Here is a 13,468-nt window from a genome sequence, read left to right on the forward strand (position 1 = left end):
GGACGGGATCGCCGCGGGCGGCACGGTGCCCTGGAAGGACAGCGCGACCTTGCCGGGCTGGTCGAAGATGTGGGAGTAGCCGGTCTGCTCGGTGCCCGCCGGGGCGGCCAGCAGCAGCGCCACGCCCAGCACCCGCACCAGCATCGACGCGGCCACGACGGTGCTGCGTGCGCCCCGGTCCAGCCATCGGCCGACCGCGGGCATGCACACCAGGCCCACGACGACGCCGGCCGTCATGGCGATGCCGGTGACCGGCGCGGACAGCCTCAGCACCGTCACCCCGTAGAGCAGCAGGAAGGGCCGCAGCAGGCCGGTGCCGAGCGCGTCCACGGCCAGGGCGACGGCGTAGCGGGGGCCTCCGGAGGCGCGGACGAGGGCGCGCGGCCGGATCGTGGTGGTGGATGCCATGGCGCCAACCTTGCGTCCGGCCGCGGGGGACGGCTCCGCCAGTTGACGGACACCGTCAACCGACGCGGTCGTCGGCCGTCCGGCCAGGGATGATGGGGGGATGACGCTGAGGATCGACATCGGCGGCCTGCCGTCCGGGCGGCTGCGGTTCGCCGCCTCCCCGCTGGCCGAGCTGACCGCGATGCTGCACGTGCTGGCCGAACCCGGGCACCACCCGCAGCTCGCCGGCTGGGCCGGGGACGTCTGGGCCGGGCTGCGGCCGGAGCTGGCCGAGCGGCTCAGGGAGGCGGAGTTCCTCTGGCGTTCCTCGCGGGCCGACTTCCTGGTCCCCGCGCGTCCCCGGCCGACCCTCGCCGAGGAGCTGGACGATGTCGACCGGATCGACGACGAGACCTACGTGACCGCCGCGCTCATCACCACGTGCGGCAGCAACCGGGTGCATTTCGCCGCGCCGTCGCCGCTCACCGACGCGACGGCGCGCGAGCGGGCGCTGGACCTGGCCCAGGCCCGCGGCGCGCTCCAGGAGGCGTTCGCGGAACGGCTGCTCGCGGACCCGGCCGCCGTGCGGGCGCGGGTGCGCGACACCCTCGAACAGTGCGCCGAGGCGTTCTTCGACGCCGCCTGGACGGGCGTCGCCGCACAACTGGCCACCGACCTGCGCCTGAAGAACGACCTGCTGAAGCGCCAGGGCCTGGGGGCGGCGCTCGCGTCCGTCTCCGGCGCCGTCACCCTGGCGCCGGACGGCACCCGCATCGTCGTGGACAAGCTGCAGGACAACGCCACCACCGCCCACGGCACGGGGGTCACCTTCCTCCCCAGCGTCTTCGGCCGCCCGCACCTGGTGGTGGTGCACGCGCCCGGATGGCAGCCGGTGGTGCAGTACCCCGTGGCCGAGGCGGGCCCGTCGGAGCCGGTGTCGCTGGAGACGGTCACGCTGCGGCTGGAGGCGCTGGCGCATCCGATACGGCTGCGGCTGCTGCGCACCCTGGCCCGCGGTCCGCACACCACCGGCGAGCTGGCCCACGCCTGGGAACTCTCACCTCCGGAGGTCTCCCGCCATCTCGCCGTCCTGCGCCGCGCGGGCCTGCTCACAGCCCGGCGGCACGGCCGTTACGTCCGATACACCGTCAACGTCCCCGACCTGACGGCGCTGGGCGCGGATCTGCTGACGGCCGTACTGCGCTGAGCGGCTTCGGCTGTCAGGCTGAGGACGTTCGAGCCGATCCTTTCTCGGAGACTCTCTCGTGGAGGTCAGATGCGCGCAGGCGTCGTGGTCGCCGCCCAGCCCGGTGTGGAGGATCTCGCCGTGCGGGCCGAGGAGCTGGGCCTGCACAGTTTCTGGGTGAACGACAGCCCGATGCTCCACGGGGACCCCTTCGTCGCCCTGGGGCTGTGCGCGAAGGCCACCAGCCGCATCAGGCTGGGCGTCGGCGTGACCTCACCGGCGCTGCGCTCGGCCCCGGCCGCCGCGAGCGGGCTGGCCAGCCTCAACGCCCTGGCGCCGGGCCGGATCATCTGCGGGGTCGGCACCGGGAACACCGCCCGCCGCACGCTGGGCATGCGGCCGGCCTCGGTGGCGGCGATGGAGGACTTCACCGCCGCGCTGCAGGACCTGTGTGCCGGGCGGAGCGTCGAGTACCGCGAGGGCGACCGGGCCCGCGCCGTCCGGTTCCTGCACGCCGGGGCGCACGTGCACACGGACGACCCGATCGAGTTCGTCGTGGCCGCGCTTGCCGGGCCGAAGGCCGCCGCCGTCGCCGGCCACCGCGGCACCGGCCTGATCTCCTTCGGCCTGCTCGACCCCACCGCCTGGCGCGCCCTGCACGACGCCCGCCGCCACGCCGCCCACGGCGCACCCCGCGACCCCGCCTCCTACGTGGTCACCGCACTGCACGTGCTGGACGAGGACGAGGATCCCCACGGCGACGCGGCCAGGGACGCGACCGGCCACCTCGTCCTGTCACTGCTGACCTTCGCCGCCGACACGGCCGCCGACACGGCCGCCTTCGCCGAGCGTCTGGACGCCGGGGAACGCGAGGCCGTGCGGCGACTTCTCGACCGGCGCGGCACCACCGCCACCGCGCCCGACCGGCACACCAAGCTCTACCCCGGCTACCTCGGACGCATCGCGCCGCAGGATCGCGACCTGATCCTGCCCTCGCTGATGAACACCCTGGCCCTGGTCGGCACCCGCGACGACCTCCGCGCCCGCATCGCCACCCTCGAACGGGCCGGCGTCGACGAACTGCTCATCCAGCCGGTGATCGACCCACCCGCCGAGATGGCCCGCCTGGCCGAACTCCTCGCCTGACAGGACCGCACCATGCCGGCCGGCGCACGTCGTCACCGTCTTGTGCGGCGACGACTAATGAGGTGGACTCGCTTGATCACGATAAACCGCGGGTGTGTGCCGGCGGCGGGCCAGATCCGAGAAGGGACACGCAAGAATGAAGTTATCGCGGAGCGGCCAGAAAATGTCTGACATGTCGGGCCTGCGGAGCATCATGGAGGACGTCGCGACCTCCACCGCCTCGGGCGCGTCCGACTGGCTGAACCTGAGCATCGGCAACCCCGCCCAGATCAAGGAGGTCATCGACGCCTGGAGGGACCTGACCGCGACCGTCGTGGCAGAGGACTTCGCCGCGACCAGCAGCCGCTACGGGCCCTCGCGCGGCATGCCCACCCTGGTCGAGGAGATCGTCACCTCCTTCAACGCCCGGTACGGCTGGGGCATCACGGCCGACAACGTCGTGGTGGGACCGGGCAGCCAGATGCTCTTCTTCATCGCCACCGCGCTGTTCTCCGGCCAGACCGCCGACGGCTCGTTCCAGCGCGTGGTCCTGCCCATGACCCCCGACTACGCCGGCTACCTGGGCCTGTCCACGGACCCCGACGGCGTGACCGGCATCGCCCCCGAGATCGAGCTGACCGGCGACAGGTCCTTCCGCTACGCCTTCGACTTCGAGGCGGTGGAACGATGCCCCGAGGTCGGCATGCTCCTGCTGTCCAGCCCCAGCAACCCGACCGGCCGCAGCATCGACGGCGACGAGCTCGCCCGGCTGATCGACCTGGCCCGGCGCCACGACGTGCCGCTGATCGTCGACCACGCCTACGGCGCCCCCTTCCCCCGCGTCGCCGCCTCCCGGGTGGCCCCGCAGTGGGACGACCACCTGATCAACTGCTTCACCCTGTCCAAGGCGGGCATGCCCGCCGAACGCGTCGGATTCGCGATCGGGCCGTCCCGGTACATCCGGGCGATGGTGTCGTTCATGGCCAACTCCGTCCTGCACGCGCCGCAGCTCATGCAGCGGGTGGCGGCCAGGGCGCTGTCCTCGGGGCTGCTGGACCGGCTCGCCGCCACGGTGATCAACCCGTTCTACCGAGCCCGCCGCCTGTACGCCGAGCGCCTGCTGGCCGACCTCCTGCCCGAGTCCGTCACCTGGCGGCTGCACGCCGGAGAGGGCGGCATGTTCTGCTGGTTGTGGATCGATCACGACTGGTTCGACGACATGGCCCTGTACCGGCTGTTGAAGACCAAGAAGGTCTTCGTCGTCCCCGGCCGCCACTTCTTCGCCACCCCGGCGCCGGACGCCACGGCCGCGTCCCACGCCAGGCGGTGCTTCCGGATCAGCCTCACCGCCGACGAACACGTGATCGCCGAGGGCGTCGGAAGGATCGCCGAAGGCCTCCTGGAGCTGCGCCGCGGCTCCTGAAGGCCCGCGCCGCCCGGACCTGCCGCCTCCCATGAGCCCAGGCCCGGCGCGGCCCCGCCGCCGTGACGCCGCTACGGCAAGGCGGGCACGGCCGGCGGGTTGTCGGTCCAGCCCGTCTCGATCATGGTGTCGGTCGTGGCCTCGTTGAGGGACAGCTTGCCGCTGATCGCGGTCGTCCGGGTCTTGGACAGCAGAAGCATCGTGCCGGTGTCCACGATCAGGCCGGTCTGCTCCTTGATCGTCAGTCCGTTCTTCTGCACGACCTTCGGGTGGTCGATCGACAGCGCCGCGCCGGCTCTGCCCATGCCGTCCTTGGACTGTCCCTGCGAACGGACGGCGGGCATCGTCTGCAGGACCTGGTAGGCCGCGGCGCGGACGTTCTTGGGCGCCGGAAGCTGATGGAGCATCTCCGGCAGCGCCCCGGTGACGAACTGGTCCACGTCGTCCTGCTTGACCCGTGAGACCCGCGCGGCCTCGGAGAGCCAGGACTTCAAGCCGGCCGGGTCCGCGGGCAGTCGCTGGACCTCGTCGTACGTCAGCCACTGCCCGGCCAGGAAGAACTTGTCGTTCTTGCTGCGTACGGGCCCGACGTGCCCCTTGTCCGGCTCGGTCGACAGCTTCACGACCTGGCCGTCGGCCGTGCGGGTCCACTTGGACGGCGAACCGTCGCGACGCCACGCCTTCCGGTCCGCCGCGCTCTTCGGGTACGCCCCCGCGTTCCGGTATCCGAGCCACGCCTTGCCGTCAGGTGCCGTCCATTCCTCGGTGAGCGCCTGCTCCACCACCCAGTAGCGATTCGCGCCGCCGCCCATCTGGCGGGGACCGGTGCGCTGGGTCAGCACCCGCGTATGCCAGTAGGCGCCTTCCGCCGGAGCCGACGCGGCGGCCGCGAGCTGTGTCTGCGATGCCTCCGCCACGCTCGGCAGGCCCAGCAGGGCGGCGACGCCCACGGCGGCCAGGCCGGTGCCGACGGCGATCAGCGGCCGGACCCGTGCGGTCGCGAGCTTCATGTCTTTCCTCCAGAGGTCGGGAAGTGCTGTCCCCACCCCATACGCGTGAGCGCCGCACAAGGTTGCCTGCGACACCCGCGCCGGATTCCGTTCGGCGTCGACCGGGCCCTCAGATCGCGGGGTCGCGCAGGCCGACGCAGTCGAAGGCCCAGAAGGGCTCCGAGTAGACGAATGTGCCCGTCATCCACGGCTCGTGAGCGGACAACCGGGCGACCTGGAACGCGGCTTCAGGGATGCGCAGCGACGGCGAACGGAAGCCCGCCGCGCAGGCACCCTCGAAGCCGCGCGTGCCGTAGTAACGCGGCGAACCCTCCAGGAACACCAACGGCACCCCCTGGCTGTCGGCCGCGTCGAGGGCGTACGCGATGAGCCGGGTGCCGATCCCCTGACGCTGGAACTCCGGGAGCACGCCCAGCGGTGACAGGGACAGGACGTCCACGATCCGGCGCGGAGCGTCCAACCGGGTCGCGCTCAGCAGGACATGCCCGACAACCCGGTCGTCAACGGTGGCGACGAAGGACATCGGCGCCAGCGCGGCCTCCGCAACGCGAAGCGCCTCCACGAGCCCGGGAACCCGTTCCCCGTCACCGAAGGCGCGCGTGTGAACCTCCCGCACATCCTGCTGATCGTCAGCGGTCTCTCGCCGGATCACCAGCCCGGCACCATCGGGAGCGGTCCGGAAGCCTTCGGACGCATCGCATGACGTCATGGCCGCGACGGTAGAGCACGGGACGGCTCCCGCGCGAGGCAATTACCCCCAGGTCGCCACTACCGGGCCGGCCCGGCCCGACCGGCCACGTTCACCCTACTTGGCGAGGCCGAGCCCGCGGACCAGCACGGTGGCCGTCTTGGCGATCACGCTGTTGTCCATGGTCGCGGCCGGGTCGGTGCGATTGGTGTAGATCGCGATGATCACCGGCGCGCCGGAGGGCGGCCAGGCGACGGCGATGTCGTTGCCCGGCGCGTACGCGCCGGTGCCGCCCCCGGTCTTGTCGCCGACGATCCAGTCCCGCGGCACCCCGGCACGGATGCGCTCGGCGCCGGTGACGCCGGCCCGCAGCCAGTCGTTCAGCCGCCGCCGGTCCTCGGGGACGAGCGCGCCGCCCAGGCTGAGCTTCTGCAGGTCGCGGGCCATGAACGCGGGCTTGACGGTGTCGCGCTTCTCGCCCGGCTTCCAGTCGTTGAGCTCCGGCTCCCAGCGGTCGAGCCGCCCGACCGGGTCCCCGAGCGAGCGGTAGTAGCGGGTCAGCCCCGCGGGTCCGCCGATCTGCTTGAGGAGCACGTTCGCCGCGGTGTTGTCGCTGGCGGTGACGGCCGCGTGGCACAGCCGGTCCGCGGTCATGCCGTTCTTGACGTTCTCCGGCAGTCCGCTGATCGGCGAGTTCGCGACCACGTCCTTGGCCGTCCAGTGCAGCGTGCGGTCCAGCAGGCCGGGATCGGTGGTGCGGGCCTTGTTCAGGATGGCGCCGCACAGGATGGCCTTGAAGGTGGAGGCGCCGGCGAATCGTTCGCCGCCGCGGTAGGAGATGGTCTTCCCGGTGCCGGTGTCGATCGCGTAGGCCCCGATGCGTCCCTGGTAGGAGTCCTCCAGCGCGCGCAGTTGCTTCCTGACGCCGGCCGTGCCGCTCTCCGGCTGCGCGGCGGCGACGGCGGACGCCGAGCGCGTGTCGGCCCCAGCTGACCCCGCCAGTCCGACGACGGCCGCCATCGCCGTGGAGGTCGCCAGCACGGAGGCGCCGAGCCTGGTGCGCAGCCCTCCGTAAGGAACGTCTCTCATCCCGACTCCCCGATCTCGATCCGGATCTTCCTGAGCGCGACCAGGAGACCAGAGGCGGCAGCGGGACGTCCAATAGCGATATGAGACCCCGAACCATAAGGATCCGGATATCCGCCCAGGTAATCGCTTCGCGCCCCTCGACGCTCAGGCGACGATCGAGGCCAGCTCCGCCCGCGACGAGATCCCGAGCTTGGGGAAGGCCTTGTAGAGGTGGTAGCCGACGGTGCGCGGGCTGAGGTACAGCTGGGCCGCGATGTCACGGTTGGACGCGCCGGTGGCGGCCAGCCGTACCACCTGCCTCTCCTGCGCCGTGAGGACGCTGAGCGGGTCGTCCGGCCGGCGCGGGGCCGCGGGCACGTCGCCGGTGGCGCGCAGCTCCGCGCGGGCCCGCTCGGCCCAGAGCGCCATGCCGAGCCGGTCGAAGGTCTCCAGCGCGGCGCGCAACTGGGCGCGGGCGGCGGCGCGCCTGCGCGCCCGCCGCAGCCACTCGCCGTAGAGCAGCCGCGTGCGGGCCTGCTCGTGCGGCTGCTCGCCCTGTTCGTGCGCCCGGACGGCCTGCTCGTACAGGTCCTCGTCGTCCTCGACGAGGGCGCGGCAGCGCAGCGCGATCGCATCGGCGGACGGAACGCCGACACCGGCCGCCCAGTCCAGGTAGTACGCCAGCGGCTCGCCCGCCAGCTCGGGCTCCTTGGCCCTGACCGCGGCCTCGATCCGGTCGGGGGCGGAGAAGACGGACACCGGCGCGTTGGCGGGCGAGATCCTCTCCAGCATCCTCAGCGACGCCTCCGGACGGCCCAGCGCCAGCTCCAGCCGCCCGAGCCCGGCCAGGGCCATCGCCTCGGCCGTACGGAGCCCGCGCGCTCTCGCCTGTTCCACCGCGGTCGTGGCCGCCGTCCGGCAACCGAGCTCGTCGCCCAGTTCGCCGCGCGTCACCGCGAGCAGCGCGGCGAGCACGACGGCTCCGTTCCACTGCCCCAGGTCGCTGACCACCGCGATGCTCTCCTCCAGCCGGGACGCCGCCTCGCGATACCTGCCGAGCAACATCTGCGCCTCCGTCCGGATCTCCACCGCGACGGTCAGCCAGCCGCCCATGTCGTGGGCCCTGCACTCGGCCTCGACGCGCGCCGCCATGGCCTCGGCCAGGCCGTAGCGCCCGATCGGCGCACACAGCTGGGCCACGAAGGTCAGCCCCGGCACCTGAAGCCCGGACAGATCGGGAGCGAGCACCAGCCCCCGCATGAGCGGGACGGCGTCCGTCAGCTCGCCGTTGGCCAGCGCGGACAGCCCGAGCGCGCCGCTCACCAGCGGAGACCCCACCTCGGGCAGCGCCCTGAGCAGCTTCGCCGCCTGCGCCGCCAGGCCCGGGTCACCGGCGTACCACGCGCACCGCATCGCCTCCACGAGCAGGTAGGCCGCCCGTTCCGCGTCGAGCGGGGCGACCCGCTCCGCGCCGGCGATGATGAGGTCACCGGCCGTGGCGGGGCTGCCCTGCTCGAACTCCCGATGGGCGCGCACCTGGATCAGATGGGCGAGGGCCAGCGGGTTCCGGATCTCCTCACTGGCCCGGCCGGCCAGCGCGCCCGCACGGGCCAGTTGTCCCGCGTCGCTGGCCGCCACGGCCGCGGCGGCCAGCCGTACCGACCGCCTGGCGGTGTCGGGGGTGAGCTCGGCGGCCCGTTCGTAGGCCGCGGCCATGGCCGCATAGCCCGAACGCGTGCGCGCCCGCTCCGCGGCCGACTCCAGCTCGCCCGCCACGTCCTCGTCGGGCGTGGTCGTCGCCGCGGCCAGATGCCAGGCCCGGCGGTCGGCGTGCTCGCCGCCGTCGAGCACCTCGGCGAGCGCGCGATGCACGGCCAGCCGGGACGTCAACGGCGCGTTCCGGTAGGCGGCGGCCCTGATGAGCGGGTGCCTGAAGGTCACCGTGGCACCGTTCACCGCGATCAGCTTGGCCTGCTCCGCCGCCTCCAGGTCCGCCAGCCGGGCGGAGAAGGACTCCGCGGCGCGCAGCACGATCCCGAGGTCGCCGGTGTCGTCGGCGGCGAGCACCGCGAGCAGCGTCTGCGCCGTGCCGGGCAGCGCCCTGATCTGCTGCCGGAACGCCTCCTGCACCCGTCCGGCGACGGGGATCGCGGTGAACGGGTTCGGCTGCCCGGCCTGCTGCTCCGCGGTGAACGCGGACGGCAGTTCGAGGAGCGCGAGCGGATTGCCGCCCGCCTCCGCCAGGACGCGGTCACGCACCTTCGGCGCCAGATCCCCGGCCGACTCGGTCAGCAGCGCGACGGCCGCCTCACGGTCCACGCCGTCCAGCCACAACTCGGGCAGCCCTTGCGGGTCGAACTCCTCCCGGCCCGCGAACACCAGCGCGACGCCCTCCGCGTCCAGCCGCCGCGCCACGAACACCAGGGCGTCGGCGGAAGCCCGGTCGAACCACTGCGCGTCGTCGACCAGGCAGAGCAGCGGCCCGTCGCCGGCGATCTCGGCCAGCAGGCTGAGCAGGGCGAGCCCGACGAGGAACCGGTTCACCGGAGCGGTCGCGCCCATCCCCAGCGCGCCCCGCAGCGCCGCCGCCTGCGGTTCGGGCAGCGCGTCGATCCGGTCGAGCTCGGAGCGCAGGAGCAGGTGCAGGGCGGCGTACGGCAGCTCCGCCTCTGACTCGATGCCGACCCCGTGCAGCACCCGGACCCCCGCGGCGCGCTCGGTCAGGTGGCTGAGCAAGGCGGACTTCCCGATGCCCGGCTGCCCGCGCACCACCAGCACGCCACTGCGTCCGGACCGGGCGTCCGTCAGCAGCCGGTCCACCTGCGCCTGCTCCGCAGCCCGCCCATACAACATGGCCGAAAATCTAGCGGTACGGACATGTGCCTCTTCCAGGTGGGAGCGGTGTGCAATGACCGTGACCCGGCACTACCGTCACGATGACAGATTCGGCGCGCCACCGGCCTGCGTAGTTTCGACGGCAGCAGGGATGACGGCATCCCGCACCGACGAAAGGATCTGATCATGGCTGCCCTTGCCGCCGCGCCCACCACCGCCGCCGGGTCCAAGGCCGAGGCCACGTTGCTGCGTTTCGCGCTCAAGCAGGACGCCGTCGGGTCGGGCGCCAACGGGCTCGTCTTCCTGGCCGTCGCCGCGATCTTCGGCTCGATGTTCGGCCTGCCCGCCGCCCTCCTCGTGCCGGCCGGCGTGTTCCTGGTGGCCTTCGCCGCCTCCCTGCTCCGCCTTGCCGTCCGTCCGGTGGTGAACAGGGCGGCGGTGGTCGCGGTGATGGTGGTCAACGTGGCATGGGTGATCGCCAGTGTGGAGACGCTGATCGCCGGGTGGTTCCCGCTGACCGGTCTGGGCACCGCCTACGTGATCGTCCAGGCGGTGGTGGTGGCGGGCTTCACCGGCCTGCAGTTCGCCGGCCTGCGCAGGGCCTGAGCCGCGCCTCTGTCCCGGCGTACCGGCTTCGGCTGCGGGGATGATGGGATCGGTTCCATGCCCACAGTGATCACTGGCCTCGACCGGTGCATGCAGGCGGGATCCCTGCTGCCGGTGGTATCGGCGATGACCGAGTTCGGCTCGGCGCTGCACGTCCTGCGCGACCCCGGTCACCACGGCCTGGAGGACTGGGCGGCGAAGATCCTCACGGCGATGAGCCCTGACCTGGCGGCCTGGACCCGATCGTGGTGGTGGACGGCGCAGGCCATCAGAGCGACGCCGTTCGTCACCCCCGAGCCCCCGGCGGAGAGCTTCGACGACCGGCTCGAACAGCTGCGTGCCATGCCCGTCCAGGAGCTGGCAGGTCAGTTGCTGCGGCCGATCGCTCCCTCGGGCGACCGGCAGGTCGCGCTCCAGTGGTCGCGCGCGCGAGATCCGGCGGTGGCGGCCCGCGTCGAAGCGCTCGTCAGGCGTCCGCAGGACGCCGTCGCGGATTTCCTGTCGTTCCTGCGTCGCAGCCGGCAGGAGTGGTTCGCGGCCGAGTGGACCCGGATCCGGCCGGTGCTGGCCGGGCGGGCGCGACGCTTCGCCGACCTGGCCTCCCGGCAAGGGCCCGGGCCCGCGCTCGCCGCTCTCGACCCCGCGATGGAGCTCGCCCCGGCCGGGGTGGCCGTCCGCATCGCCAAGATCCAGGCCGCCCGTCATGACGTGTCCCGGCGCGGGCTGGTCGTCGCGCCCAGCACCTTCATCCGTCCCCACCTGTACGTGGCCGACGTTCCCGGCCGGCCGCTCCTTCTCCTCCATCCCGTCGACGCCGGCCTCCCCGTGCCCTCCGCCGCCGTGGTGCGGCGACGGCTGGAGGCCCTCGCCCACCAGGGCCGCCTGGAGGTCGCCCGGGCGATCGCCACCGAACCGCGGACGGCCGGCGAGATCGCGATGTTGTGGAACGTCGACCCGACCCAGGTGAACCGGCACCTGCGCGCCCTGGCCGCGGCGGGACTGGCCACCACGGCCCGTCAGGGACGGTTCGTGCGGTACCGGCTCGCCGCCGACGTCCTGGAGGAGCTGGGCACGGACGTGCTGTCGCTGCTGCTGCGCTGAGCACGATTGATCGCATTCGTCAGTTCGCTGGCCGGACGGCCGCGGTGGTGCTGAAGTCCCTCCCAACCACTTCATCGAGGGAGCACCACCATGACGATCCTGTCTCCGGAAGAGGCGATCGGCCGCCTGCGCGCCGATCGGGACATCCTCCTCGCTCGCGTCACCGGACTCACCGAGCAGCAGCTCGACGCCGACCATCTGGTGGATTCCGGCCCGCTCGGCGACTTCTGCCGTTCCTTGCACGACCTCATCGCGCACGTCCTGATGTGGGACGAGATCAACCTGGCGGTGCTGACGGAGGCCGCCGCCGGCCGGTCGCACTGGAGCCTCGACCCACGCTGGGAGGACCCCGCCGTCGGGCAGGCGCTGAACATCGGCGGGGTGGAGGCGGGCCGGCACCTCCCGGCCTCGCTGCTCCTGCACCGGTTCGGGGCGGTGCATGACGCGATCCTGACGGACCTGAGCCGGTACGGCGCGGAGTCCTGGGACGCGCCCGGGCTCGGCGCGGTGGTGCAGAGGGCGTGGACCGTGCCCGGGAACCCGGCGTACTGGCACGCCGCCATCCACCTCGGCCGGCTGCCGTCCACCCCACCTGCCGCTTCCCACAGGTCAGAGCATGCGGGGGTGGAGCGGTGGTGAGCTGGCCGCGGCGGCCTTCACTGAGCGCCCGCGACGGGCGTGCACGGCTTCACGGGGGTGCCCGCCTCGGCCAGCCAGGCGCCGAGCTGCCAGGGCGCCTCCGGGTTCCCGTTGTCGCGGAACTCCACGACGAGCGTCTCGTCCGGTTTGATGTACTGCGGGAAGATCTGGATCGTCCGGACGGACTTCACCCGGGTCGCCTTGTACGATCGCGACTCTTCCACCAGTGAACGCAGCTCGCCCGCGTCGGAGGCGGGTTCCCCGCCGTAGGCGCGGTCCACGCCGGTGAATCGCGGGCCCGCGCACCGCGTGGCCGGGGCCAGGAAGGTCACGTCGGCCTTGATGCCCACCGCGTCGAGCTTGGCCTCCAGGCCCGCGGGATCACGCAGCTCGTTGACGGTGACCTCGACCGTGCCGTCCGGGCCCCTGGTCACCGCATGGGCGGCGGGCCCGGTCCCGGCGACCAACGGTGTGACGGTGATCGCCGCCGCGACTCCGGCCGCGACCAGCAGCCGAGGGCCGGTGACGACGCGTCGCCGGGGGTGCATCCCGCGGAGCAGTCGCTGCCGTGCGCCGGCGAGTTCGTCCGGGGTGGCGGGGGGAACGGTCTGCCACATGGCTTTCAGGGCGTCCATTTGCGTTCTCCTTCTTTGCTCAGGGCTTGCCGGATCTGAAGACGGGCCCGGTTGAGTCGCGAGGCGACGGTTCCCGGCGGGATGGCCAGCGCGTCGGCCACCTCCTGGTAGCTCAGTTCGGCCCAGGCGACGAGCAGCAGCACGTCGCGATCGGCCGGTGCGAGCTCCATCAGGGCCAGCGCCAGCGGGCGGTTGACGGCCAGGGTGTTGACCTCGTCCTCGACCCGGGAGCCGGACAGCTCCGCCGGATGCACGCCGCTGCGCACGTACGCGCGGTAGAGGCTCATCTCGGTACGCCGCCGTCGGCCGATCAGGTTGGAGGCGATGCCGTACAGCCACGGTCGGGCATCGGCACGATTCCTGTCGTAGCCGCCGCGGTGCTGGAAGGCGGCCAGAAAGGTGTCGGCGACGACGTCCTCCGCCTCGCTGGGGCCCAATCGTCTGGCGACGTAACGGTGCAGGAGCGGCGCGTGCCGGTCGAACAACGTGGCGAAGATCTCGGGTTCGTTCAGCGATCTCTCGATGAGGAGCGCGTCGTCGACCTCGACTGCTTCGCGAGGGATTGTCATGCATACCGACCTTTCCTGGCGTATGCGGTCACCAGTACTTACCGCGCCAGCCCGAAATCCTTCACGGGGGAACGCGGGCGGCACAGGTGCAAAGTGGTTCGGCGAAGAGTCCGGGGGCCAGGCATTTCCGAAGCATGTGCCGAACGTCCGACGCATACCCGACGACCAGCGAAAACGCCGATACAAGCCGTGGGCG

Annotated in this window: 12 protein-coding genes and 1 pseudogene; 6 read left to right on the top strand and 7 right to left on the bottom strand. The window is 72.5% G+C overall.

From position 1 onward, the window contains the following. Nucleotides 1-408 (bottom strand): annotated as a pseudogene (locus tag ACWEJ6_RS44005) (hypothetical protein); the annotation flags it as partial. Nucleotides 409-508: 100 nt separating this feature from the next. Between ACWEJ6_RS44005 and ACWEJ6_RS44010 the strand changes: the two are divergent. From ACWEJ6_RS44010 to ACWEJ6_RS44020, 3 genes are all read left to right on the top strand, one after another. Further along, nucleotides 509-1,594: a DUF5937 family protein gene (locus ACWEJ6_RS44010; protein WP_452431413.1), complete on the top strand. Its 1,086-nt coding sequence runs from the start codon at nucleotides 509-511 to the stop codon at nucleotides 1,592-1,594. Nucleotides 1,595-1,663: 69 nt separating this feature from the next. Continuing rightward, entirely contained in the window at nucleotides 1,664-2,719 is a 1,056-nt protein-coding gene (locus ACWEJ6_RS44015; RefSeq protein ID WP_452431414.1) for an LLM class flavin-dependent oxidoreductase, read from the top strand. Nucleotides 2,720-2,855: 136 nt separating this feature from the next. Then, nucleotides 2,856-4,121 carry a valine--pyruvate transaminase gene (locus ACWEJ6_RS44020; RefSeq protein ID WP_452431415.1) on the top strand — a complete coding sequence of 422 codons (1,266 nt, stop codon included), beginning with the start codon at nucleotides 2,856-2,858 and terminating at the stop codon, nucleotides 4,119-4,121. A gap of 71 nt (nucleotides 4,122-4,192) precedes the next feature. Here ACWEJ6_RS44020 and ACWEJ6_RS44025 read toward each other — a convergent pair whose 3' ends face one another. The 4 genes from ACWEJ6_RS44025 to ACWEJ6_RS44040 form a co-directional block, all read right to left on the bottom strand. Beyond that, nucleotides 4,193-5,131 (bottom strand): hypothetical protein, encoded by a 939-nt coding sequence (locus tag ACWEJ6_RS44025; protein ID WP_452431416.1) that lies wholly within the window; start codon nucleotides 5,129-5,131, stop codon nucleotides 4,193-4,195. 109 nt (nucleotides 5,132-5,240) lie between these two features. Next, complete coding sequence (locus ACWEJ6_RS44030) at nucleotides 5,241-5,840, bottom strand: GNAT family N-acetyltransferase (RefSeq protein WP_452431417.1); 600 nt, start codon at nucleotides 5,838-5,840, stop codon at nucleotides 5,241-5,243. A gap of 96 nt (nucleotides 5,841-5,936) precedes the next feature. Then, the gene (gene bla / locus ACWEJ6_RS44035) at nucleotides 5,937-6,908 is read right to left on the bottom strand and encodes a class A beta-lactamase (RefSeq protein ID WP_452431418.1); all 972 of its coding nucleotides are present in this window, start codon (nucleotides 6,906-6,908) and stop codon (nucleotides 5,937-5,939) included. A gap of 144 nt (nucleotides 6,909-7,052) precedes the next feature. After that, complete coding sequence (locus ACWEJ6_RS44040) at nucleotides 7,053-9,740, bottom strand: ATP-binding protein (RefSeq protein ID WP_452431419.1); 2,688 nt, start codon at nucleotides 9,738-9,740, stop codon at nucleotides 7,053-7,055. Between the two features lie 168 nt (nucleotides 9,741-9,908). Between ACWEJ6_RS44040 and ACWEJ6_RS44045 the strand changes: the two genes are divergently transcribed. The 3 genes from ACWEJ6_RS44045 (at nucleotide 9,909) to ACWEJ6_RS44055 (ending at nucleotide 12,068) form a co-directional block, all read left to right on the top strand. Further along, nucleotides 9,909-10,328: a hypothetical protein gene (locus tag ACWEJ6_RS44045; protein ID WP_452431420.1), complete on the top strand. Its 420-nt coding sequence runs from the start codon at nucleotides 9,909-9,911 to the stop codon at nucleotides 10,326-10,328. A 57-nt stretch (nucleotides 10,329-10,385) separates the two neighbouring features. Then, a complete protein-coding gene (locus tag ACWEJ6_RS44050; RefSeq protein WP_452431421.1) occupies nucleotides 10,386-11,429 on the top strand; it encodes a DUF5937 family protein in 1,044 nt (347 codons plus the stop codon). A gap of 90 nt (nucleotides 11,430-11,519) precedes the next feature. Further along, entirely contained in the window at nucleotides 11,520-12,068 is a 549-nt protein-coding gene (locus tag ACWEJ6_RS44055; RefSeq protein WP_387676218.1) for a hypothetical protein, read from the top strand. A gap of 17 nt (nucleotides 12,069-12,085) precedes the next feature. Here the strand turns inward: ACWEJ6_RS44055 and ACWEJ6_RS44060 are convergent, their stop codons facing one another. Next, nucleotides 12,086-12,703 carry a hypothetical protein gene (locus ACWEJ6_RS44060; protein ID WP_452431422.1) on the bottom strand — a complete coding sequence of 206 codons (618 nt, stop codon included), beginning with the start codon at nucleotides 12,701-12,703 and terminating at the stop codon, nucleotides 12,086-12,088. Beyond that, nucleotides 12,691-13,272, bottom strand: coding sequence for an RNA polymerase sigma factor (locus ACWEJ6_RS44065; protein ID WP_452431423.1), 582 nt, complete (start codon nucleotides 13,270-13,272; stop codon nucleotides 12,691-12,693). Before ACWEJ6_RS44065 ends, ACWEJ6_RS44060 begins: the two co-directional genes overlap by 13 nt. Nucleotides 13,273-13,468 lie beyond the last annotated feature (196 nt).

This window comes from Nonomuraea sp. NPDC004702, from assembly GCF_053601695.1.

Bases quoted from the DNA above. Each gene is read 5' to 3' on its own strand.
- ACWEJ6_RS44010 (WP_452431413.1), top strand. From the start codon at position 509: ATGACGCTGAGGATCGACATCGGCGGCCTGCCGTCCGGGCGGCTGCGG.
- ACWEJ6_RS44015 (WP_452431414.1), top strand. From the start codon at position 1,664: ATGCGCGCAGGCGTCGTGGTCGCCGCCCAGCCCGGTGTGGAGGATCTC.
- ACWEJ6_RS44020 (WP_452431415.1), top strand. From the start codon at position 2,856: ATGAAGTTATCGCGGAGCGGCCAGAAAATGTCTGACATGTCGGGCCTG.
- ACWEJ6_RS44025 (WP_452431416.1), bottom strand. From the start codon at position 5,131: ATGAAGCTCGCGACCGCACGGGTCCGGCCGCTGATCGCCGTCGGCACC.
- ACWEJ6_RS44030 (WP_452431417.1), bottom strand. From the start codon at position 5,840: ATGACGTCATGCGATGCGTCCGAAGGCTTCCGGACCGCTCCCGATGGT.
- bla (WP_452431418.1), bottom strand. From the start codon at position 6,908: ATGAGAGACGTTCCTTACGGAGGGCTGCGCACCAGGCTCGGCGCCTCC.
- ACWEJ6_RS44040 (WP_452431419.1), bottom strand. From the start codon at position 9,740: ATGTTGTATGGGCGGGCTGCGGAGCAGGCGCAGGTGGACCGGCTGCTG.
- ACWEJ6_RS44045 (WP_452431420.1), top strand. From the start codon at position 9,909: ATGGCTGCCCTTGCCGCCGCGCCCACCACCGCCGCCGGGTCCAAGGCC.
- ACWEJ6_RS44050 (WP_452431421.1), top strand. From the start codon at position 10,386: ATGCCCACAGTGATCACTGGCCTCGACCGGTGCATGCAGGCGGGATCC.
- ACWEJ6_RS44055 (WP_387676218.1), top strand. From the start codon at position 11,520: ATGACGATCCTGTCTCCGGAAGAGGCGATCGGCCGCCTGCGCGCCGAT.
- ACWEJ6_RS44060 (WP_452431422.1), bottom strand. From the start codon at position 12,703: ATGGACGCCCTGAAAGCCATGTGGCAGACCGTTCCCCCCGCCACCCCG.
- ACWEJ6_RS44065 (WP_452431423.1), bottom strand. From the start codon at position 13,272: ATGACAATCCCTCGCGAAGCAGTCGAGGTCGACGACGCGCTCCTCATC.